The sequence below is a fragment of the Pseudomonas sp. L7 genome (assembly GCF_046605565.1).
Lineage (GTDB): Bacteria > Pseudomonadota > Gammaproteobacteria > Pseudomonadales > Pseudomonadaceae > Aquipseudomonas > Aquipseudomonas wayambapalatensis.
Map to the genome: position 1 here is coordinate 4,592,553 of NZ_CP176784.1, position 22,769 is coordinate 4,615,321.

The window sequence follows — 22,769 nt, forward strand, 5'->3', positions numbered from 1 at the left end:
ATTTCGCGGGCTGCAGCAGGGTGTCGCTTGGATCCAACCGACGAACGGTCATGTCCGGTGGGCAAAACGTGATGTGTTTGGACGTTCAGGCGACCTCTGCCCCATCGTCAGGCCAGTGCGGTTCGTTGGCGCCAGGCGGGGTCAGCGGTGGCAGGCCATAGGCGGCACGGGCGTCATCACAGCTGGGGTTGTGCACGCCGTTCTCCCACGACGCGTCGAACTCGCGACAGGGGCTGGAACGATTCTCGTAGATGGTGCACCCCACCTTGTTGCCGATCTCGCCTTCCAGGCTGATACAGCGGCAAGGCTTGGCGTCGGTGCCGATCATGGCCACGCGGGTCGGATTGATCTGCACCACCAGATCGTCGGGCACCAACCCGCCCGAAGACTGGCATTCACCCCAAAAGAAAGACACACGAAAGTAGCCGCAGCAGGCGCCGCAGGTCAGGCAAGGGTTCTGTTCGGACATGATGGCCAGGAAGGGAAGTTGTTGTTATCGAGCGGGCGCTCGCGGCGCCATTTTTAATCCAAGCACGAGCGGCTGGATAGAGGGGAAATGAAAAAAAGACGGCCGCTGGTCGCAGCCCTCGAGCGCCATGCCGACCGTGGCAGGCAAAAGCCGCAATCGGCCTGCCATCGCAGACCGGCTTGCGGCTTGACGCCTGGGGCTTACTTGCTGGTCAGCCCGTCGGCGCGGAACATCTGACGGATACCGCGGATGGCCTGGCGGATGCGGTCCTGATTCTCGATCAGGGCAAAGCGCACATGGTCATCGCCATAGTCGCCAAAACCGATACCGGGCGAGACACAGACCTTGGCCTCGGCCAGCAGCTTCTTGGAGAACTCCAGCGAGCCGAGGTGTGCATAGGCTTCGGGGATCTTGGCCCAGACGTACATCGAGGCTTTCGGATTCTCGACCATCCAGCCCAGCTCATGCAGCCCCTTGACCAACAGGTTGCGGCGTTGGCGGTACTGCTCGGCGATGTCGCGCACGCACTGCTGGTCACCTTCCAGCGCGGCAATCGCCGCCACCTGCAGCGGCGTGAAGGTGCCGTAGTCGTGGTAGCTCTTAATCCGCGCCAGGGCGCTGACCAGCTCGGGGTTGCCGACCATGAAGCCGATCCGCCAGCCCGCCATGTTGTAGCTCTTGGACAGGGTGAAGAACTCCACCGCGATATCCTTGGCGCCAGGCACCTGCATGATCGAAGGCGCCTTCCAGCCGTCGTAGACGATGTCGGCGTAAGCGAGGTCGTGCACCACCAGCACGTCGTACTGCTTGGCCAGGGCCACCACTCGTTCGAAGAAGTCCAATTCCACGCACTGCGCGGTCGGGTTGGAGGGGAAGCCCAGGATCATCATCTTCGGCTTGGGGATCGATTCGCGGATCGCCCGCTCCAGCTCATTGAAGAAGTCCACTCCCGGCACCAGCGGCACGGAGCGCACCTGGGCACCGGCGATCACAGCCCCGTAGATGTGAATCGGGTAGCTGGGGTTGGGTACCAGCACCGTGTCGCCATGGTCGAGGGTGGCGAGCATCAGGTGCGCGAGGCCCTCTTTCGAGCCGATGGTGACGATGGCTTCGCTGTCCGGGTCGATCTCGACGTCGTAGCGTTCCTTGTACCAGTTGGAAATGGCGCGGCGCAGTCGCGGGATGCCGCGCGAGGTGGAATAGCCGTGGGTATCTTCACGCTGGGCGACCTGCACCAGCTTCTCGACGATGTGTGGCGGGGTCGCGCCATCCGGGTTGCCCATGCTCAGGTCGATGATGTCTTCGCCACGACGGCGTGCCGCCATCTTGAGCTCGGCAGTGATGTTGAAGACGTAGGGGGGGAGACGATCGATGCGCGCAAAGCGGCGCGGCGAACCTGGGTTGGCCATGCTTTCCTCGAGAGACGTAAGCGCCCGGAACCGTCCGAGCGACGTTGGCCACTGCGGTGGCCGAGGCAGAAAATAGTCTGGTTGCCCCGGCGTTGTAAAGGGGCTGTCGATAGATTCGCCGCCCACCAGCGAGACTTACCCGCTGGTGGGTCGAAGAACTCAGCGCAGGGCTTTGTAGGCGTGCAGGTCGAAACGCTGGATACTCAACCCATCGCTGGGGTCCAGGTGCTCGCCACGCACCTGGCTGAACTCCGTGGCAATGCTGCCGCGATGAACCATACGCTCATCGGCAGTGCCTTCGGTCAGTACGGTATAGGACTTCTTGCGCATGGCGCGGTAAAGCTCATCGTTCGCATCGATGGTCTTGTGATAGGTCATCAGCCCCGCATCGTCCAACTCCAGACACTTGTCCAGCTTTACGCCCCAACGCTTCAGGCAAACCTCCGCGAAGTGCCGCACGATCATCCCCGGCTCAGGCAGTGCCTTGCCAGAACCTGCGCCGTCTATCGAAGCATTGCCCACCAGCGTTGCATGGCGGCCCGGCATCGGCAGTACGCTGACACGTGTACCGTACGCTGTGGCAGGCACCACACAGGCGAACCCTTTGGATCGCTCGTCTCGCGCATAGAACCCCACGTACTCCTTCACGTTGGCTCCCAGTTGCACGCGCTCAGACTTCAGGTTACCTACCCCCGGCACCGGATCGATGGCAAAGATGTTGACCTTCACATCACGCAGCTCCGGATCTTGCGCCATTGCGTTGGCGAGCATGTGACAACTGATTCCGCCCCTGCTCCACCCCACCAGGTTGACCGTGGTCGGGATCAACGGTTTGCGCAGTTGCCTGATCATCTGCTCTTGCAAGGCCTGGGGGGTCACCGCGCGATCACCATAGTCGTAGGTGCGCCAGAACCACGAGCCACCGGCCTCGGCATCAGGAATTGGAATGCCAGCGCTCTTCAGGTTCTGGTATTGCTGCTCGGTGAGCTTGGTGCGGGCCCAGGTACTCTTGCCCTTGATGACCTGCAGGGCATGCCGCACGTTCTCATCCCAACCTTTGCCGAACAGCGTGCCGGTCACTTTGTAGTAGTCGCCGTCGTCTACGAACAAGGCATCGTCCTGCAGGTTGCCACTGCCTGGGCCATCGACTGCGATCCAGTCGACGAACTCCCTGCCGAAGGTATGGTTGGCCAGCGTGGCGATCAGCTCGCCATTCCAGAAATTAGGGTTGTTGTGATCGAAACGGTGGGAGCCGGTTCCGCAGAAATAGACGGTAAAAACACTCATTTGGATGCTTCCTTATGACTTGGAAGCTCAAACTAGTGCGTTCGGATACCAGCGCGCAGACGGAAAATCTACCAATAAAAAACCCGGCCAAAGGCCGGGTTCTTGTAATGCGCGTAGGCTTCAGCGTGCGTAGGTCATCAGCACGTCGGCAGCAGTCTGGCTGTCCACCGACATCATCACGCTCAGCGCGGTGACGGTCAGGATGGAGAAGCCAAACACTTTGCGTGCCCACTTGCTGTCATCTTCGGCCTTGTAGCCACCCCAGGCCATGTACAACCAGTACAGACCCATGGCGGCTGCGACGGCCAGGTAACCCAGACCGGCGTACCCACCCAGCGTCAGCATCAACGTGGCGAGCACGAAGGCCAGCACGTACAGCACGATCTGCTTCTTCGCCGCCAGGATACCGCGAGCCACCGGCAGGACCGGGATGTTGGCTGCGCTGTAATCCTTGAAGCGGAAGATGGCGATGGCAAAGCTGTGCGGCATCTGCCACAGGCTGAACATCACCAGCAGCGTGACCGCTGCCAGGTCGAAGCTGTTGCTCACTGCGCAATAGCCGATCACCGGAGGCATGGCACCGGACAGGCTGCCGACCAGGGTGCCGTGCACCGATTTGCGCTTGAGCCACAGGCTGTAGAAGCCGACGTAGACCACGAAGCCGATCAGCGCACAGAACGCCGACAGCGGGTTGGCCTGGACATACAGCAGGCTGAAACCCGCCACCCCGAGCAGGGTGGCGTAGATCAGTGCGAGGGGCAGCGACATGCCGCCCTGAACCATGACGCGGTTCTTGGTACGTTCCATCTTCTGGTCGATGTCACGGTCGATGCAGTTGTTGAACACGCAACCGGACGCAACCACAAGCGAAGTACCTACCACCACCGCCAGGAACAGGGCGAAATCCACATGGCCCTTCGCGGCAAGGAAGAAACCGCCTGCCACGGAAAGCACGTTACCGAAAATGATCCCCGGTTTGGTGATTTGGATAAAGTGCTTCACGGACATGCAGTCTTACCTCACTTGGCCAACATTTCGTAGTGGATGCTGAACATGATCCACAGCGACAGGCCTACCAGCAGTGCGATTACCAGAGCGGTGAACAGGAACGTCGAGACAGTGGAGCGCTGCTCTTTCGAGCGGTCCATGTGCAGGAAGTACACCAGGTGCACCACGACCTGAATGACGGCCATGGCCACCACGATCAGGACGGTCAGGTTCTTCGGCAGGGTCGGATACATCACCAGGCCGAACGGGATCGCGGTCAGGATGATCGACAGGATGAAGCCGATCATGTAGGACTTCACGCTGCCGTGGTTACCTTCGTGGTGAGTGTCGTGTGCGTTAGCCATTACAGAACCCCCAGCAGGTAGACGACGGTGAAGACGCAGATCCAGACCACGTCCAGGAAGTGCCAGAACAGGCTCAGGCAGCTCATGCGGGTCTTGGCAGTCGGCGTGATGCCGTGCTTGTTGATCTGGTACATCAGGATGGCCATCCAGATCAGACCCGAGGTCACGTGCAGGCCGTGGGTGCCGACCAGCGCGAAGAACGCCGACAGGAAACCACTGCGCTGCGGGCCGTAGCCTTCAACGATCAGGTGATGGAACTCGTAGATTTCCATCGCGATGAAGCCTGCACCGAACAGGAAGGTGATAGCCAACCAGCCCAGTACGCCTGCCTTGTTACCGGCGAACATCTTCAGCATGGCGAAGCCGAAGGTGATCGAGGACAGCAGCAGGAACGCGGTTTCGACCAGCACGAAGTCGAGCTGGAAGATGTCATGACCCGACGGGCCGCCGGCAAAACTGCCGGACAGCACCGCGTAGGTGGCGAAGAGCGACGCAAACAGGATGCAGTCGGTCATCAGGTACAGCCAGAAACCGAAGACGGTCATCTGGCCCGAGTCGTGGTGGTGATCGTCGTGCCCATGGTCGTGACCATGCGCATCGCCGTGAATTACTTGACTGGACATTGATTACACCCGTTCAAAGGTTTCGACACGTGCGCCACCGGTAGGTACACCGGCAAGCTGCAGGGCCCGCTGGCGTTCGCCTTCGATGCGCGCCACTTCTTCGGCAGGAACCATGTAGCCCTGATCGTCACGTGCAGCGTGGCGAACGAAGACCGCGATGGTTGCTACCAGGCTCGCACCCACCAGCCACCAGATGTGCCAGATGAAAGCGAAGCCGAAGATGGTCAGGAACAGACCCATGAACAGACCGGTCGAGGTGTTGTTCGGCATGTGGATCGCTTCGTACTTGGCCGGCACCTTGTAGGCGACACCGGCTTCCTTGGCTTCTTGCCAGGCGTCCAGGCCGACCTTCTCAGGCATGTGGGCGAAGTTGTAGAACGGAGGTGGCGACGAAGTCGACCATTCCAGGGTACGGCCACCCCATGGATCGCCAGTGACGTCCAGGTTCTGGTTGCGGTCGCGAACCGATACGTACAGCTGGATCAGCTGGCAGGCGATACCGAACAGGATCAGCACCGCACCGACCACGGCCACGTACAGGTAGGGTTCCCACAGTGGGTTGTCGGAGTGGTTCAGACGACGGGTCATACCCATGAAGCCCAGCGCGTACAGCGGCATGAAGGCCACGTAGAAACCGGACAGCCAGAACCAGAATGCCGCCTTGCCCCACTTCTCGTTGAGGGTGAAACCGAAGGCTTTCGGGAACCAGAAGGCGAAGCCGGCAATGTAGCCGAACACCGCGCCGCCGATGATCACGTTGTGGAAGTGGGCGATAACGAACAGGCTGTTGTGCAGTACGAAGTCAGCACCTGGAACGGCCAGCAGTACGCCGGTCATGCCACCGATGGAGAAGGTGACCATGAAGCCCAGGGTCCAGAGCATCGGCGGAGTGAAACGCACGCGACCCTGGTACATGGTGAACAGCCAGTTGAACAGCTTCACACCGGTCGGAATGGAGATCAGCATCGTCGCCAGACCGAAGAAGGTGTTGACGCTGGCGCCGGCACCCATGGTGAAGAAGTGGTGCAGCCAGACCGCGAAGCCCAGTACGGCAATGGCACCCGATGCGTAGATCATCGCGTGGTGGCCGAACAGACGCTTGCTGGAGAAGGTCGAGGTTACTTCCGAGAACACGCCGAACGCCGGCAGGATCAGGATGTACACCTCAGGGTGACCCCAGGCCCAGAACAGGTTGACGTACATCATCGGGTTCCCACCAAGCTCGTTGGTGAAGATGTGGAAGTCCAGATAACGGTCAACGGTCAGCAGGGCGAGTGCGGCGGTCAGGATCGGGAAGGAAGCGACGATCAGCACGTTGGCCCAGGTGCAGGTCCAGGTGAAGATCGGCATGTCCATCAGTTTCATGCCAGGTGCGCGCATCTTCAGGACGGTGACCAGGAAGTTCACGCCTGTCAGTGTCGTACCCAAGCCTGATAGCTGTAGCGCCCAGATGTAGTAGTCAACCCCTACGCCCGGACTGTACTGGATCCCCGACAGTGGCGGATAGGCAACCCAACCGGTCTTGGCGAATTCGCCGACGCCCAGGGAGATGTTGACCAGCAGCACGCCTGCCAGCAGCAGGTAGAAGCTCAGGGAGTTCAGGAACGGGAAGGCAACGTCACGTGCACCGATCTGCAGAGGCAGGGCCAGGTTCATCAGGCCGGTGAAGAACGGCATCGCCATGAAGATGATCATGATCACACCGTGGGCGGTGAAGATCTGGTCATAGTGTTCAGGCGGCAGGTAGCCTTCGGAGCCGCCGGTAGCGGCAGCCAACTGGGTACGCATCATGATGGCGTCGGCGAAGCCGCGCAGCAGCATGACCATCGCGACGATGATGTACATCACCCCGATCTTCTTGTGGTCGACCGTGGTCAACCACTCGGTCCACAAGTAGGACCACTTGCGGAAATAGGTGATGGCACCAACGACGGCGAGGCCCCCGAGCGCGATCATGGCAAGCGTCACCATGACTATCGGCTCGTGATAGGGAATCGCCTCCAGGCTTAATTTACCGAACATCTCTTACTCCTCTGCACCGGCAGCTGGTTGCATACTCGTTTCCACACCCTTGGTAGTGGCCAGGTCTTTGCTGCCTGCTTCTTCGTGGCTCGGACGACCACGGTTCATGCCTTCGTACTTGTCGACGATGAGCTGGAACGTGTCAGGCGAAGCCTCGCTGTACAGCGCGACTGGGTTGTTTTCGCTTGGTTTGGCCAAGGCGTCGTATTCGGCCTTGTCCAGCTTCTTCGGCGAGGCCTTCACTTGCGCGACCCATGCATCGAAGTCGGCTTGGGAAGTGGCGGTTGCCTTGAATTTCATACCGGTGAAGCCAGCACCGCTGTAGTTCGCGGAGATACCGTCGAACTCGCCATTTTCATTGGCGATCAGGTGCAGCTTGGTGGTCATGCCGGCCATCGCGTAGATCTGGCCGCCCAGCGCAGGGATGAAGAACGAGTTCATCACGGCGTCGGAGGTCACGCGGAAGTTGACCGGGGTGTTAGCCGGGAAGACGATCTTGTTGACCGTGGCAATGCCCTGCTCCGGGTAGATGAACAGCCATTTCCAGTCCAGGGCGACCACGTCGATCTGCACCGGCTTCACATCGGAATCCAGCGGACGATAAGGGTCGAGCTTGTGGGTGGAGTGGTAGGTGACGTAGCCCAGGGCGATGATGATCAGGATCGGGATGATCCACACCGCGGCTTCGATCTTGGTCGAGTGCGACCAGTCGGGGGTGTAGGTGGCAGCCTTGTTGGAAGCACGGTACTTCCAGGCGAAGACCAGGGTCATGATGATGACTGGCACCACGACCAGCAGCATCAGGCCGGTAGCGATGAGGATCAGGTTCTTTTGCTCAATGCCGACCTGGCCCTTCGGGTCGAGCAGGGTCCAGTTGCACCCACTGAGTAAAAGCATGCCTAAAAAGGGCAATATGCCAAACAGTCTGGGGTAACGCTTTTTACTCATCTCACGACCTCTAGATCAGCTTGCTTCAATGCAATGTGTTTTGTTCGCCAACACTTCGTCCTGCCAAGCGTTAGCATTTCGAGCTCGAACCCGCGCCTGCCTGGGATCCGACTGCTGGATCTGGGCGTTGAGCGCATGGACGAGCTTGGGGTTTTCTTAGGCTAAAGGCCTGTACTTCAGACCAATTCCATTTGGTGCGGGAAAACGCGGAGGGGTGTCCGCCCGGATCGCCGTTGGGCGAAACTTGTCGAAGTCAGCAAAAGGAGCGCTGGGGCTTCCTTCAATCCTGCGACTCGCAAGCAGTGCCGAACGGAAATTGGGGGCGATTGTAGATAGGTCGCCCCCCCCTTGACTATGACTTATTGAGCAACAGTCTTTTACAGGATTTGTAATAATCCTGCCTGAAAAATCAACTTCGCGACAGTTTGTCGCACCCGGCTTGATAGCCCTGAAACCCTTGCATTACAAGGGCTCAACGTTGATCAGGATCAGCCTCTGGGGAAATTTTGCCGGTTATCTGACCGTGCAATAGTCCTGCATCAAATCGGGACTTTTGTCTAAGCCCGGCGCCGATTCCGATAGATGCCCAGCGGCACCAGGATGGCAGTGAGGACGAAGGCCACCAGCGCCCATTGCGCCAGCGACAGACCCAGGATGGGCGGGTACGGTGTGGTGCAGAAACCGTCGACCTGGAATGCCAGGGGCCAGAGCCGCGCCAGGGGCAGGTCGTCGACGATTGGTTGCAGGACATCGACGCCGCAACTGGCGTACGGGTTGGCGAGTATATACACATGGTTGCCGGCCGCAACGATTCCGCCAATTGCGCTGAGCACGACCAACGCCTCGAAGAAGGTCAGGCTCCGTCGTCCGGGCATGGCCGCGGCAATGAACGCGAACAGCGCGATCAGCAGCAAGGCATAGCGCTGCAGGATACACAGCGGGCAAGGTGCCTCGCCTAGCACGACCTGCATGTACAGCGCGCCGCCGATCAGCGAGAGGCAGATTACCCCCAACAGCACGAGGAAGCGCCGTTCCCGATTCAGGCGCAGGGTTTGTTCGTTCATTGCCGATTCCTTGGATGGATAGGTGGCAGCGTGTTCCGCCTGCCTGGCGCAAGTCTACACGCAGGGATGGTCTCTTAGCGTGTCGAGGAAGCGGCGAGACAGCGCTGCGCAGGGCTATCCGGAGATGCTGTGACCGGTGTTGACGACATCGGTTCAACCTTGGCCGGTAAAAAAAACGGCTGCCCGGGCGTCGCGCAGGGACCAGCCCCTCGACACCCGGGAGTGAAGGATACAGTGATTAAAGCAGGATTAAAGATGAAAGCTGCGGGACGCTGTTCATCCTTCTTTATATATGCACAGGCCAACCCCTTCGCGGGCAAGTCGGAGCGCCGAACCGCCGCTACAGGCAATAGGCGCTTTGTAGGAGCGGGCTTGCCCGCGAAGACGCCAGCCTGGTCAGTAGATCATTCCAGGGCAGCCGCCGGCCCGAAGAATTCGTAGCGGCTCTGCGCATCCGGAACCCCCAGCCCCTTCAAGTGACGACGGATCGCCGCCATGAAGCCCTTCGGCCCAAGGAAGTAGGCATCCACGTCACGCTCACGCGGCAGCCACTCGGCCAGCAGATCCTGGCTCAGCAGGCCGACTGCATTCGCATCCCGGCTGCCGTCGTCCTCGGCGTAGCAATAAAAACGCTGCAGTTGCGGATGTTGCGCAGCCAGACCGTCGACCCAGTCACGGAAGGCGTGTACCGAACCGTTGCGCGCACAGTGGATGAAGTGCACCCGACGCTCGGTCTGCAGCGCCGCCTCGAGCATCGCCAGGGTCGGGGTGATGCCGACACCACCACTGATCAGTACCAGCGGCTTGTCGCCAGCCGCCAGAGTGAAGTCGCCCGACGGCGGGAACAGCTTTAGGGTGTCGCCGACCTGCAGTTGATCATGCAGATGGTTCGACACCTTGCCCCCGGCCTCGCGCTTGACGCTGATGCGGTACTGCTGACCATCGCACAATGCCGAGAGCGAATAGTTGCGGCGTTGCTCGGCACCGTCGATGAACAGCTGCAAGCCGATGTACTGACCCGGCTCGGCCTTGAGTACCGGCTTGCCATCGACCGGAGCGAAGTAGAACGAGACGATCTCGCTGCTTTCCTGCTCACGGCGCACCACACGAAAATCGCGAGCACCGCGCCAGCCACCGTCGGCCTCCTCCTTGGCCTTGTACAGGCCCTCTTCGGCGCCGATGAGGATATCAGCCAGCTGGCCATAGGCCGCGCCCCAGGCAGCGATCACCTCCGGGGTGGCGATGTCCTTGCCCAGCACTTCCTCGATGGCGCGCAGCAGGCAACTGCCAACGATGGGGTAGTGTTCGGGCAGGATCTGCAAGGCCACATGCTTGTTGATGATCTGACCAACCAGGCCACCCAGTTGCTCCAGTTGGTCGATATGGCGGGCATACATGAGCACACCGTTGGCCAGCGCACGCGGCTGGTCACCACTGGCCTGGTGCGCCTGGTTGAACAGGGGACGGACCTCGGGGTACTCGCTGAGCATCATCTTGTAGAAGTGGGTAGTCAGCGCCTCGCCACCGCTTTCGAGCAGCGGGACAGTGGCCTTGATGATTGCACGTTGGTCGGCATTGAGCATTGCAGTGACTCCTGAGCCTTGGGCTTCGAATGGTTACCCAGACCATGGCAATTACGATGCCAAAAAATAAAACATTATAAATCAATGAGTTATAAATAAAATTGTCAATATGACCAATGCGCGAGCATGGTCATATCGACAACATAGAGTCTAAATGACAACGGCCTGAGTCAGCAGACATGCGCTGACTCAGGCCGTTGCTCACAACACCAACGCTATTACGCAGCGTTGCGCTCGACCGAATAGGTCACCGATACATCAACTTCCTCGAAGGGCAGAATATCCGCGTTACCCACAGTGAAGCTGAACGGGAACCCGGTGAACGTCTTGGTCTCGGTGTAGGCAGGCGGGGTATTGCCGACAGCCGCCTCCCAACGCAGCGTGACCCTGTCGTTCACACGCAGAGGAGCATTTGCCGGCACCTCGATGATCGCGTTGATGGTATCCGATGGCAGCGACGCGCCCGCACCACTGCCCTCCACCTGGGCGCAGGTCGGTGCAGGAAAATCGACTGCCGCACTGTCCAGAACGCTGTAGACGTGCTCGGGCGAAGATCGCGTGATACCGAATTCCGGGGTAAGCACCGAATAGCTCAAGGTCAGGGTGCCATCCACCGCCGGGATCAGTAGCGGTAAATCGACCTCGAACACGAGTTCGTTTTTTTCTCCCCCCACAGGAACGGTCAGGTCTGTTCGCCAGGTCGCGCCGCCGCTGCCACCGCTCCTGGCCGTCCAGGCCAAGGTGACGACATCCCCTGCGCTTTGCCCAGGATAGAGAGGGATGCGCACGTGAACCTTGTCTGTGGTCAGGTCGGCAAGATCGATGACATCGCCTGTTGCCTCGACCAGGTCCGGGCGTTGCAACACAATGCCCTCCCCGACAATGGTGAGCGAGCGCCGGCGAGAAGGTCTGGCTGCACCACCAGCGGCAGGTATCGACTCATAAAAGACAGTGGCCAGGCCATTCACCACCAGCACCGCAAAGAGATAGGGCAGGCTGAAGATCTTGTCGCGTGTGCCGGTGATCGTTCTGATGGGCCAGTCATAACGCACTTCTCTTGCATCGGTTCCGGCACTGAGCCCGACCCAATGCATCGTGACTCTATCGCCGGGCGTATAACCGACATAGTCCGGCAAGTAGATGGTCACATCCTGCCCCGCCAACGGCACCAGATCCAGCTGGTAGGGTGGACTCTCCGCACTTTCGACTTCAGGTGCCGCGAGCGCATCGGGATCTTCGACCTTTACATAGGCCGATGGAGACGGCCGCGAGTAGTTCTGCACCCGGTCACGGATCTCGTAGTAGACCCGCAGGTCTTCGCCGCTTCCGCCCTTCTCTATCACATCCGCCGGAACATCAATCACCCAATTCTTGCCTACGTCGCCTGCGCCCAGGCGTTCCCCCACATGACGAACACCGCTCCAGATCAAGGTGACCTGGTCATCCGGCTGCATGAAACGCCAAGGCACGATCGAAACGCGTACCGGAGTGGTTGGGGATTCGATCGTGGAGGGCGTTACTAAAGGCGCGACAAGAAATTCGTTGACCGGCGTTTCCGGATCGGGATCAAGCCCCCCGGGCACACGCAGGTCGATCAAGACCTCTCTGTACTGCGAGTAGCGCCTGGATGTTGAGATCGGGTCATACAGCGAGTAATAGAAATAACCGAAATAAGGATAGGGAATCTGCTCGTCCGCTGGCAGTTTCAGGTCACCCTTGACCACACCGAAGCTCAACCAGCCTCGCGCCTGCATTTCGGCATCCAACAGGTAAAACTGCACTGCAGCCTCAGACGGATCGGCTTGCGGCGGTTGCGTAACTGGCTTGGTAGCCGTCCAGAAAAGACTGATCTCATCACCCTGGCGATACGCCTCGGGCAACTTCGCCAACATCGGCACGACACGCTCTGGATCAGACAACTCATTCCAACCCAGGCCATCGCGTTGCGGTCCTCCGGAATCCATGTCAGTGATGACCAGTGGATTCAGCTCACCTGCCAGAGCCGACACCGGCAGCCGACCAAGGAACATCTCTCGTTTGGTCATTGCAGATTACCCTCGCCTGTTGAAAAGGATGTTCGACCAGTCCCGCACACGCACAAAGCGCCCTGGCCGCAGTTGTCGCTCGACTCTACCCTTCGCACGCGAAGCCGTAACCTGACAGTTTTACCAGGTCCGATTGCCGTTCAGCCTGCTGCATCGCTGCAAGCGGACCTTGACGTCAGCCCGACAACTCGCCGACCGTATGGTCAACACGCCGTTCCGGAAAACCCGCATGTTCGCAAAACCCCTCCTCACCGCCCTCCTGCCTCTGGTCAGCGATCTGTCTCGCGACCTGCCGGACCTGGAACGCTATCGCCGCCTACTGCAATCCATGCGCAGCCTGCTACCGTGCGATGCTGCAGCACTGCTGCGCCTGGATGGAGAGTGGCTGGTGCCGCTTGCGGTCGACGGCTTGTCGACAGACACCCTGGGGCGGCGTTTCAAGGTCAGCGAGCATCCACGTTTCAAGATACTGCTCAGTCGGCCTGAGCCGACGCGCTTTGCCAGTGACTCCGAACTGCCTGACCCCTACGATGGCCTGGTCGCTGCAATTGATGCAGACCTGCACGTGCACGACTGCATGGGCTGCCCGCTGATGGTCGACGAACGCCCCTGGGGCTTGCTGACCCTTGACGCCCTCACCCCGGGCCGGTTCCAGAGCCTTGAACTCGGCGCCCTCCAGGCATTCGCAAGCCTCGCTGCGGCAACCGTCACCGTCGCCGAGCGCATCGAGAAGCTGGCCCTGCGCGTGGAAGACGAGCAGCAACGCGCGGAGGTCTACCGACAAGCCAACGACCAGCGCAAGGAACTGATCGGCCAGAGCCCGGCGCACAAGCACTTGCTGGAAGAAATCCGCCTGGTGGCAGGCAGCGATCTGACCGTATTGATCACCGGAGAGACCGGTGTCGGCAAGGAGTTGGTCGCGCTGGCACTGCACCAGGCCAGCAAGCGTGCGGACAAACCAATGGTCAGCCTCAACTGCGCCGCCTTGCCCGATACCCTGGTCGAAAGCGAACTGTTCGGTCATGTCAGGGGCGCCTTTACCGGCGCTCATGGCGAGCGGCGCGGCAAGTTCGAACTGGCCCACGGCGCAACGTTGTTTCTCGACGAAGTCGGCGAGCTGCCTCTGTCGGTACAAGCCAAACTGCTACGGGTATTGCAGAGCGGCCAACTGCAGCGCCTGGGCTCGGACCACGAACACAAGGTAGATGTGCGCCTGATCGCCGCCACCAACAGAGACCTGGCCAGCGAAGTGCGCAACGGGAACTTTCGCGCCGATCTTTACCACCGCCTCAGCGTATACCCACTGCAGGTTCCACCGCTGCGCGAGCGAGGACGGGACATATTGCTGCTGGCAGGTTTCTTTCTCGAGCAAAACCGTTCGAGACTGGGGCTGGACAGCCTGCGCCTGAGCAGCGAAGCCCAGACGTCACTAGTGGCTTACGACTGGCCAGGCAACGTGCGTGAACTGGAACACCTGATCGGACGCTCGGCGCTCAAGGCCCTCGGTCAGCACCCCGAACGCCCGCGCATCCTCACCCTGCAAGCAGCAGACCTCGACCTTCGCACTACGCTGCCGACAAAGGCGGCTTCATTGGCCCCCATCGAGCCTGCCCTGCCGTTGCCCGAGGGTGGTCTGCGCGAAGCCGTCGACGCTTACCAGCGCCAAGTGATCGATAACTGCCTGCAACGGCATCAATACAACTGGGCCGCAGCGGCACGGGAACTTGGCCTGGACCGGGCCAATCTCGGCCGCCTGGCTCGTCGACTCGAGTTACGCTGAGCCACGCGGTGCATCGATGCGGCCCGGCAAGGGCGGGTAAAATAATGCGCCTCTTCCGATATCGGTATCCGCAAAGAGGCGCAAGGACAACGTCAACTAACGGGCTGGCGTGATATCTACTTCGATATCCATGAGGCGAGACAGCACGCTGTAGTTACCCGCTTGGTCTTGCACCCGGTAACCAAAGTAGCGCAAACCATTCGAGAGCTGCGCGCGTGTGAAATACACCACTTGAGTCGCCCTGGGATCGTCGACCACCCTGCTGACGCCCAGATATTCGCCCAACCCCTCGTCCGCAGACGAGCCCAGCCACAACTCGATTTTATCGCCCTGTTCACCATACAAGTAAGCGTGAACATTAACGGCCAGTCGGTCATTGACCAGATCGGTATCCCTGATACCGTTCCTCACTTGTTCAGGGGTAAAGCCCAACGCGGAAAGGGCATTTCCACCTGGCGCTCGGCGGTCCAGACGCACGCTGACCGGCAAGTTGGCGACCACCCCCGTTTGGGTGACGGTATCAAACAGCTCGTAATCCAACGTGAACGTCTCATCGGCGCCCTCCCGTGGAAAGTCCTTCTGCTCGATATTCAGTTCGAATTGAACCACTTCGGGATCGTTCAACTCTTCTGTCGTCAATCGGTAAGGCCTGCCATAGCCCTCGAAGTCACGCAGCAGACGGAGCTCATGCGCAGGGGTCATGACATCTGCCTTGGTAATCTGAACGACCAAGTCGTTCTTCAGGTATTCGACAGGCACGATACCGGTGTCGGCATCGCGGCCAGGAATCGAGAGCGGTTGCAGAGGACCGTTCATCCGTGAGGTTTTACTCACTTCGCGCAGTGCCGTTTGTACGCCTGCGCCAAAGCTGGAGGATGTCATCTGCGTATCAACAGCAAAGCTTAGCAGACACTGCCCCCCTCCGTCATTTACTGCGATATACACATAGGCTACAGGCGCCCGCACCGGAATTTCCAGATCATTGATCAATGAGTAGTTCAATTCCGCACCATTGCGGCAGATGCGCTGCAACAGGGTGCGGTACAGCAGGGGCACCTCATAGTATCCCTGGTCAAGATCAGCTTGGGTCAGTGGCACGTTGGATGCCTCGAGGCGAGTACCGGGAAGCGGGGTCCATGGTTTTTCCGGAGGTTTGACATCGTTGCCCGTTCTAAAACCTTCGAAGATGTAACTCAGTCTGGGGTTGCGTCCTATTTCTATGTTGGCGACACCCGCCAGAGGAATTCGGAACATCGTATCCCTCCTGCCAACGTTGTATTGGATGAGTCGGTAGACCTCGCCTGGGTTTTCTTGGTGATCGACCGCTTCCGGGAAGCTCCCCAACTGAAGCGGCGTAGTCCCGCCCGGCAGCTCCGAGCCGGCGGAGACAACGACTTCCTGATCGGGAGATCTGGCCGTTACAGGGGTAGTACCGCCACCAGGCAAATCCAACTCACGGGTAATGACAAAGAAGATTTTCGGTGTGCCTGTTCCGACCGCTTCGATCACATCGGCGAACGGAACCTCAATGCTGATATCGCTGCCTTCATTTGCCGTAGTGATCACGGTCGGCACGATAGGCGCGGAGATCGTGTCATAGGTCAGTTGAATGCTGTCGCCGATCTTCCAGATCGGCTGATTATCTCCAACCCTGGCACGGGAAATCTTTACACTGGCGGCTTTGCCAAAATCATCAGGCAGGATGGTGTTGGGTGGACTGGAACCACAGGTAAGTACTGCAGGCCTGATTAACTCATGAACCGGTGTTTCCGGATCCGGATCCGGATCCGGACCACCGGGTGACTCAAGATTGATATTTACAATGGTATCGGGAGAAGGCACAACCGGCTCAGAACCACGCCTCAAAGAATAGTTGATCGTGGTCTGCCCGAGAGGCCGCTTTGCGACGGTAGCGTAGGGAACCCGGATGATCGTGAGTGGGTCTTTGTCCAGGTCGGCCGACTGCAGGATATAAGGGAATGTATCGCCCTCCCAGGTCAGGGTGATGAGATCCCCCGCGGCAGGCGTACCGACTGTGTAAGTGGGTATTTCTACCTCGATAAAGGGCGTGGCATCATTATAGGTAATCAGCCCCTTTGCAGCCGCCGGCACTACAGCCGCGGCCAGCCCCGGTTGATCCAGATAGACCGGGATCTCCGTAGTGCTTGAAAGACTGCTGACATTACCTGACCAATCCGTTACCCGGTAACCGAAATAGAGTTTGCCGCTTCCACCGAAGGCGGTGAGCTGTTCACGGGTGAAGTGAACATCCAGGATATTAACCGGGTCAGCAACGTCAAATGCCGGGGTCAGGTAGAACCGCTCGTCCTCGGCATCAACGTTGGAAACCCATAACTCGACTTTGTCCTCAGCCTCACCATCGTGATAAGGGTCAATCTTGACCTTTAATAGATCACCCTCCATATCGGCTTCCGTAATCCCCCTGAGCTGTTCACCGGTAAAGAAGATACCCGGGAGATTGTCGCCACCCGGCGCCAACCGGTCGAAACGCAACGAAATAGGGAGCAGAGACAAATTACCTCTACCTGAAATAGGGTCAAAAACTCGGTAATCCATCGTGTACGTGACGTCGGCACCCGGTGGTGGAAAGTCTGCCACTTTAAAGGGAATAGAAAAAGCCGTGACCGTATTATCATCAAAGCCCAGGTCTGCCAACCTGTATTTGGCACCGAAAGGTTCACCATTTCGATACAGTTCAAGACTGTCTTGACGACGCATGTCTGGAGCCCGCGGAATAATAACTTCCACGTCGTCCGACAGAAAATCTTTGTGTATACGTCCCCCGACAGGGTCACGGTTAGGAATAGTCATTTCTTCGAGCAATATCTCCGCAGCCGGTGCAACACTTCCCTGCCGGCCGCTCTTGATATTCATCCTTGTGTTCATGCTCATGCCCTCACCCAATCTGATTTACCCGATATTAAGTGCGCAGCGTTTAAACAACAAACATGCTCTCACCCACGAGACAACACATATCGCCCGTGACTCAGAACGACCCAGCCACATCACCATTCGTTGTCTACCAGCAAAAACATACAAGCATGAATATTCAATGCCGTAACCTAGCATTTTTAACAGGTGTGCGATCTCGAAACAGACTTCTATACTCGCTCTCATATCAAGTGCATGCGCTGCTCGGAATACGTGTACCGGGCACCGGGCGATGTTGAAACCTATCCGTTTGGAGCATGAGCCAATGCAAGGAAGCATTTCAGTCAAGAATCCGCCTATCCAAAGCGTGCTGTGCTTGTTTGCCCTTCTCGCAGCCCCCCTTGATGCCGCCACACTTCCAGCGGGAGGTTCGGCGACCGTAAGAGCCGGCGACGTGAGCGAACGCTGGACACTGACTGCCGCCACACTGCTCATCGAGCCCGGAGGGCAGGCGCTGGACATTTATGCTGACCCAGATTCCACAGTCACGCTGGACGGCGCCACAGTACGAGGCGGCAGTCGAGCGGCGCTTGATCTCATTGAGAGCCAAAGCACTATCCGCAACTCATCGCTGACCTCCACCGGTAATATGGGGCTTTCGGTTTCCACCGGTTTAGTCTTCAACGGCCGAACTTCGACCGCCTTGGTGGAAGGTAGCGAGATCAGCGGCTTCGGTCGTGGGTTGAATGTCTCGGGAAGCAGCAGTGCAACGTTGATCGACTCCACCTTGACCGGTACCGGCAACCCGACAGACTTCATCGTCTACAGCGGTCTTGGCATGTCGCTGGTCGGCGGAGAGGCGATTCTGAGAAACAGCACGGCAACCGGTAGCAACATCGCTGCGGCGTTGCTTGCAGTGGATGATGGCCATGCGAATTCGCGACTGGTGGTGGATCACTCCAACCTTATATCCCAGAGCGGTAGCGCCATCGTAGTCAGCAACCTTGGTATCGATCCGATGCTGGGACAGATCGAGATTCGCAACAACTCGAGCGTAACTGCCGCCAACGGCATCCTGCTGCAGGTCGGTCTCCCCGATGAAGCGCCCGCAGCCGTCACTCAGGCGCATCTGCTTATCGACTCCAGCACCCTTGCCGGAGATATTCAGGTGGCCGCTCATGCGTCAGCGGATGTAGTCATGGCCAATGGCGCCAGTCTGACCGGCAATGTGAACAACATCCGCAGCCTGTCCATGGCTGCCAGCACACTGAACGGCACGATCAACCAGCCGGTCGGCTCCAGCGCAACGGTGAGCATGACAGCACAATCGAGCATCGTGGGTGATGTCACCAACGTCGCAGCATTGACGCTGGATGCGAGCAACCTGACCGGCAGTGTCAGCACAAGCCCTGGCAGTGCCAGCGAGCTGACCCTCGCCAATGGAGCAACGCTGACCGGGACTGTCAGCAACGTTCTCGGCATTGCGCTGGACAACAGCCGGATGACCGGCAATATCCTTCACGATTCACCTGCCACAGGCACGTTGAGCCTGGCCAACGGTTCAAGCCTGATGGGTACCGTGACCAATGCAAAAGCCACCGAGATAGGTGATCGCTCCCGCTTCGACATGGTCAATAGCTCGAATGTCGGAGCATTGAACCTGCAAGGTGGTGTGGTGAATCTACGGGGTGGCAATGACGAGTTTCGGGTGCTCACGGCAAGCAGCCTCGACGGCACCGGGACATTTGCTCTGGGTACCGACCTGGCCGCTGGTCGCAGTGACCTGGTCAACATCGAAGGCCTCGCGCGTGGCAGCTACGGCATGACTATCCAGAACAGCGGAGCAGATCCCACAGCAGGAGGCACCGCTCAACGCGTGGTGCATACCCAGGGTGGCGATGCCAACTTCAAGGTCCTCAGCGATAACGGCCTGGTCGATCTCGGTGCGTTCTCCTACTCACTGGAGCGCCAGGGCAATGACTGGTACCTGACCCAACGCCAGGACGATCCGATCATCTCACCTAGCACGCAGATGGCCGTTGCAGTATTCAGCGCCGCCCCGACCGTATGGTATGGGGAACTCAGCACCTTGCGCAGTCGCATGGGCGAATTGCGTGGTGGTTACGACCAAGGTGGCTTCTGGGGGCGCACCTATGGCAACAAGTATCGTGTCTCGGCGGCAGACCAGGTGCATTACCAGCAAGTGCAGCAAGGCGTCTCCATAGGTGTCGACAGGGCGCTGCCAACCGAGAGCGGACGCTGGTTGCTCGGTATCATGGGAGGGTACAGCGACTCTCGGCTCAATATGCGCCTGGGCAGTGACGGTCGAGTGGACAGCTATTACCTGGGAGTGTACGGCACCTGGTTGGCCGACAGCGGCTATTACATTGATGCGGTGATCAAGGCAAACCGCTTCGAGAACAAGGCTAACGCGCGCATGAGTGACGGGCACAAGGCCAAAGGTGAATACAACAATTATGGCTTCGGGGGATCCGTCGAAGCCGGACGGCATTTCAAGCTCGATGACAACTGGTTCATCGAGCCTTACCTCCAGGCGTCCGCGCTTTGGGTCAACGGCGAAAACTACAGCATGGACAATGGCATGGAGCTCAAGAGCAACAAGGCCAACTCATTGCTGGGCAAGGCCGGGGCCCATGTAGGCAAAACCATCGCCCTGCAATCGGGTGGTTACGTACAGCCTTACGTAAAACTGGCAGCCGCTCGCGAATTCGCCCGCAACAATGATATTCGCGTCAACAGCACCACTTTTCATGACGATCTGTCTGGCGGGCGAGGCGAGCTCGGCGCAGGCGTAGCCATCCAGCTGGCAAATGCGCTGCAGTTGCATGTCGACCTTGATTACAGCAACGGCAAGAATATCGAGCAACCGTGGGGTATGAATATCGGATTCAACCTAGCCTGGTAAGGGCCAATAGCAGCCTGCTTGTGCACTCGGCCGCGACCCCAACCCCAGACTATTCCTACATACAACTTCCGAGACCTCCGATCAAATTCAGATCTTTTTTGACCGGAGATCTCCATGTTTTTCAAGACCACGCTGGCAATATTGAGCGCTGGCGCATACGCGAGTACAGCGATGGCGGCTGATGTCATTCTGCGTCCCGGCGAAAGCCGTGAGGTAAACAGGGACACACCGATGCATCGCTACTACCTAGTCGGCCAGAACACCCTCAATGTAAGTAGCGGCGCTCAAACGGGAAGAATCCTTGCTACGGACAATTCACGTGTAAACATCAACGATGGCCGCGTGCACAGCGTGGGCGAAAACGCGCTCAGCCTGTACAACAGCCATGCAGAGATAGATGCCAGCACCATTACAGCCTTCATCGACCCATCTCGGCCAGGGCGTTCGCTGATCGGAATTGCGCTCTCCGGCGACCAACAGGCCTCCAGCGCACGCATCACCAATAGTAAAGTCCAGGCCACTGGTCGCGGTATCAACATAAGCCAAAACGCCACTCTTGACCTTGCCAATACCTACGTCGAAGGCTTGGCAGGCGCTGACGAAGAGGGCCCCATTGCCGGCGGAGTCGGTCTGGTGATTGCCGGCGCCACTGCATCTGTTCGCGCGGGCAGCGTCATCACTGGCGACAACAATGGCATCGTCATGCTGCCCGATGTCACAGATGGTTCTGCAACCAAGGCCAATCTGGTACTGGACCAGTCAAGTGTGATCGGTCGTGAAGGCAGTGCTATCAAGGTGCTCCGACATATCGACGATGAAGACGTGAACATCGAAATCAACAACGGCTCCACCCTTTCGGGCGGTAACGGCATGATTCTCGAGGTTAGCGAAGGCGCTCGCGCCAATGCGGCGATCAACAACAGCCATCTGACCGGCAACATCGTGGCCGACAAGAACTCCACCTTGAATATAAGCTTGGCTGATCATGCCAGCTTGACGGGTTCCATCGAGAATGCCGCCTCGCTGAAGATCGATGCCAGCTCCAGCTGGTCCCTGACCGGCGATTCCAGCGTCGACAAGCTGAACCTCTCGGACGGCACCGTGAACCTGCGCGGCCCTGGAGGCAGCACTGGCTTCAATCGCCTGCAACTGGGCGAGCTGTCTGGCTCGGGCACCTTCGTGCTTGGCGCCGACCTGGCCACCGGCCAAGGCGACTTCATCGACGTCAGCGGCAAGGCCAGCGGCGAACATCGCCTGCTGGTGGAAAGCACCGGCACCGACCCGAACGCCGCAGTGATCGACCATCAGGTCGTGCACACCGGCGAGGGCAGCACCTCGCAATTCGACTTGATCGGCGGCCAGGTGGACTTCGGCACCTTCGCCTACGAACTGGAACAGCGCGGCGACGACTGGTTCCTGGTACGCAAGGGCAACACCACCACCCCGGGCACACGCACGGTCACCGGTCTGTTCAGCGCCGCGCCTACCGTGTGGTACGGCGAGGCAACCACCCTGCGCTCGCGCATGGGCGAGCTGCGCAACGGCAACACCCAAGGTGGTGGCTGGCTGCGCACCTACGGCAACAAGCACAAGGTATCTGCAGGCGCCGGTGCCGACTACAACCAGGTACAACAGGGCATTTCCTTCGGTGCCGACGCGCCACTGCCGTCGAACGGCAGCCAGTGGCTGCTGGGCGTGACGGGCGGCTACAGCCGTTCGGACCTCGATCTGTCCGCCGGCACCACCGGCAAGGTCGACAGCTTCCATCTGGGCATGTACAGCACCTGGCTGGCGGACGATGGCCTTTACATCGATGCACTGCTCAAGGCAAACCGCTTCCAGAACACCTCGGACGTACGCATGAGCGATGGCCGCAAGGCCAAGGGCAAATACAGCAACAACGGTATCGGCGCCTCGATCGAAGTCGGCAAGCACATCAAGCTGGACGACGGCTGGTTCGTCGAACCCTATACCCAGCTGTCCACGCTGTGGGTCGACGGTGCCAGCTACAACCTGGACAACGGCATGCGCGCCAGCGCTGCCAATGCCGACTCCTTGCTGGGCAAGGTCGGTAGCCATGTCGGCCGTACCTTCCCACTCGATAAAGGCGGTTTCGTGCAGCCCTACGTAAAGGTCGCAGCAGCCCACGAGTTCGCTCGCAACAATCAGGTCAAGGTCAACGACAACAAGTTCGACAACGACCTGTCGGGCAGCCGCATCGAGCTCGGTGCAGGTGTGGCCGCGCAAGTCACCGACACGGTGCAGGTGAATGCAGGATTCGACTACATGAAAGGCAACAACATCGAACAGCCTTGGGGAGTCAACCTGGGTGCGCGTTACAGCTGGTAATCCTTCAGGGGCCGCAAGGC

Annotated in this window: 15 protein-coding genes; 3 read left to right on the forward strand and 12 right to left on the reverse strand. The window is 59.1% G+C overall.

Features of this window, described 5'->3' with window-relative positions:
• Positions 1 to 85: 85 nt before the first annotated feature.
• From ACK3BK_RS21205 to ACK3BK_RS21255, 11 genes are all read right to left on the reverse strand, one after another.
• Positions 86 to 469, reverse strand: coding sequence for a YkgJ family cysteine cluster protein (locus ACK3BK_RS21205; RefSeq protein WP_186668298.1), 384 nt, complete (start codon positions 467 to 469; stop codon positions 86 to 88).
• A 200-nt stretch (positions 470 to 669) separates the two neighbouring features.
• A complete protein-coding gene (gene alaC / locus ACK3BK_RS21210) occupies positions 670 to 1,878 on the reverse strand; it encodes an alanine transaminase (RefSeq protein ID WP_411383242.1) in 1,209 nt (402 codons plus the stop codon).
• A gap of 159 nt (positions 1,879 to 2,037) precedes the next feature.
• Positions 2,038 to 3,165, reverse strand: coding sequence for a hypothetical protein (locus ACK3BK_RS21215; protein ID WP_186708087.1), 1,128 nt, complete (start codon positions 3,163 to 3,165; stop codon positions 2,038 to 2,040).
• Positions 3,166 to 3,285: 120 nt separating this feature from the next.
• Positions 3,286 to 4,173: a heme o synthase gene (gene cyoE / locus ACK3BK_RS21220; protein WP_054892516.1), complete on the reverse strand. Its 888-nt coding sequence runs from the start codon at positions 4,171 to 4,173 to the stop codon at positions 3,286 to 3,288.
• 11 nt (positions 4,174 to 4,184) lie between these two features.
• Positions 4,185 to 4,517 (reverse strand): cytochrome o ubiquinol oxidase subunit IV, encoded by a 333-nt coding sequence (gene cyoD / locus ACK3BK_RS21225; RefSeq protein WP_054892515.1) that lies wholly within the window; start codon positions 4,515 to 4,517, stop codon positions 4,185 to 4,187.
• A complete protein-coding gene (locus ACK3BK_RS21230) occupies positions 4,517 to 5,140 on the reverse strand; it encodes a cytochrome o ubiquinol oxidase subunit III (RefSeq protein ID WP_186668302.1) in 624 nt (207 codons plus the stop codon). The genes cyoD and ACK3BK_RS21230 overlap by 1 nt, the downstream gene beginning before the upstream one ends.
• 3 nt (positions 5,141 to 5,143) lie before the next feature.
• Positions 5,144 to 7,162, reverse strand: a complete 2,019-nt coding sequence (gene cyoB / locus ACK3BK_RS21235; RefSeq protein ID WP_186668303.1) for a cytochrome o ubiquinol oxidase subunit I — start codon at positions 7,160 to 7,162, stop codon at positions 5,144 to 5,146.
• A gap of 3 nt (positions 7,163 to 7,165) precedes the next feature.
• The gene (gene cyoA / locus ACK3BK_RS21240; protein ID WP_186668304.1) at positions 7,166 to 8,110 is read right to left on the reverse strand and encodes a ubiquinol oxidase subunit II; all 945 of its coding nucleotides are present in this window, start codon (positions 8,108 to 8,110) and stop codon (positions 7,166 to 7,168) included.
• A 557-nt stretch (positions 8,111 to 8,667) separates the two neighbouring features.
• Positions 8,668 to 9,174: a disulfide bond formation protein B gene (locus ACK3BK_RS21245; RefSeq protein ID WP_054892511.1), complete on the reverse strand. Its 507-nt coding sequence runs from the start codon at positions 9,172 to 9,174 to the stop codon at positions 8,668 to 8,670.
• Positions 9,175 to 9,578: 404 nt separating this feature from the next.
• Positions 9,579 to 10,757 (reverse strand): NO-inducible flavohemoprotein, encoded by a 1,179-nt coding sequence (gene hmpA / locus ACK3BK_RS21250; RefSeq protein WP_186668305.1) that lies wholly within the window; start codon positions 10,755 to 10,757, stop codon positions 9,579 to 9,581.
• A 218-nt stretch (positions 10,758 to 10,975) separates the two neighbouring features.
• Positions 10,976 to 12,802, reverse strand: coding sequence for a hypothetical protein (locus ACK3BK_RS21255; RefSeq protein WP_411383243.1), 1,827 nt, complete (start codon positions 12,800 to 12,802; stop codon positions 10,976 to 10,978).
• A 229-nt stretch (positions 12,803 to 13,031) separates the two neighbouring features.
• Here ACK3BK_RS21255 and norR point away from each other — a divergent pair, with 229 nt between their 5' ends.
• Complete coding sequence (norR, locus tag ACK3BK_RS21260) at positions 13,032 to 14,582, forward strand: nitric oxide reductase transcriptional regulator NorR (RefSeq protein ID WP_411383244.1); 1,551 nt, start codon at positions 13,032 to 13,034, stop codon at positions 14,580 to 14,582.
• 96 nt (positions 14,583 to 14,678) lie between these two features.
• Here norR and ACK3BK_RS21265 read toward each other — a convergent pair whose 3' ends face one another.
• Positions 14,679 to 17,477, reverse strand: coding sequence for a hypothetical protein (locus ACK3BK_RS21265; protein ID WP_411383245.1), 2,799 nt, complete (start codon positions 17,475 to 17,477; stop codon positions 14,679 to 14,681).
• Between the two features lie 451 nt (positions 17,478 to 17,928).
• Between ACK3BK_RS21265 and ACK3BK_RS21270 the strand changes: the two genes are divergently transcribed.
• Together ACK3BK_RS21270 and ACK3BK_RS21275 are read left to right on the forward strand one after the other, a co-directional pair.
• Entirely contained in the window at positions 17,929 to 20,400 is a 2,472-nt protein-coding gene (locus ACK3BK_RS21270) for an autotransporter outer membrane beta-barrel domain-containing protein (RefSeq protein WP_186721536.1), read from the forward strand.
• A 342-nt stretch (positions 20,401 to 20,742) separates the two neighbouring features.
• A complete protein-coding gene (locus ACK3BK_RS21275; RefSeq protein WP_411383246.1) occupies positions 20,743 to 22,749 on the forward strand; it encodes an autotransporter outer membrane beta-barrel domain-containing protein in 2,007 nt (668 codons plus the stop codon).
• Positions 22,750 to 22,769 lie beyond the last annotated feature (20 nt).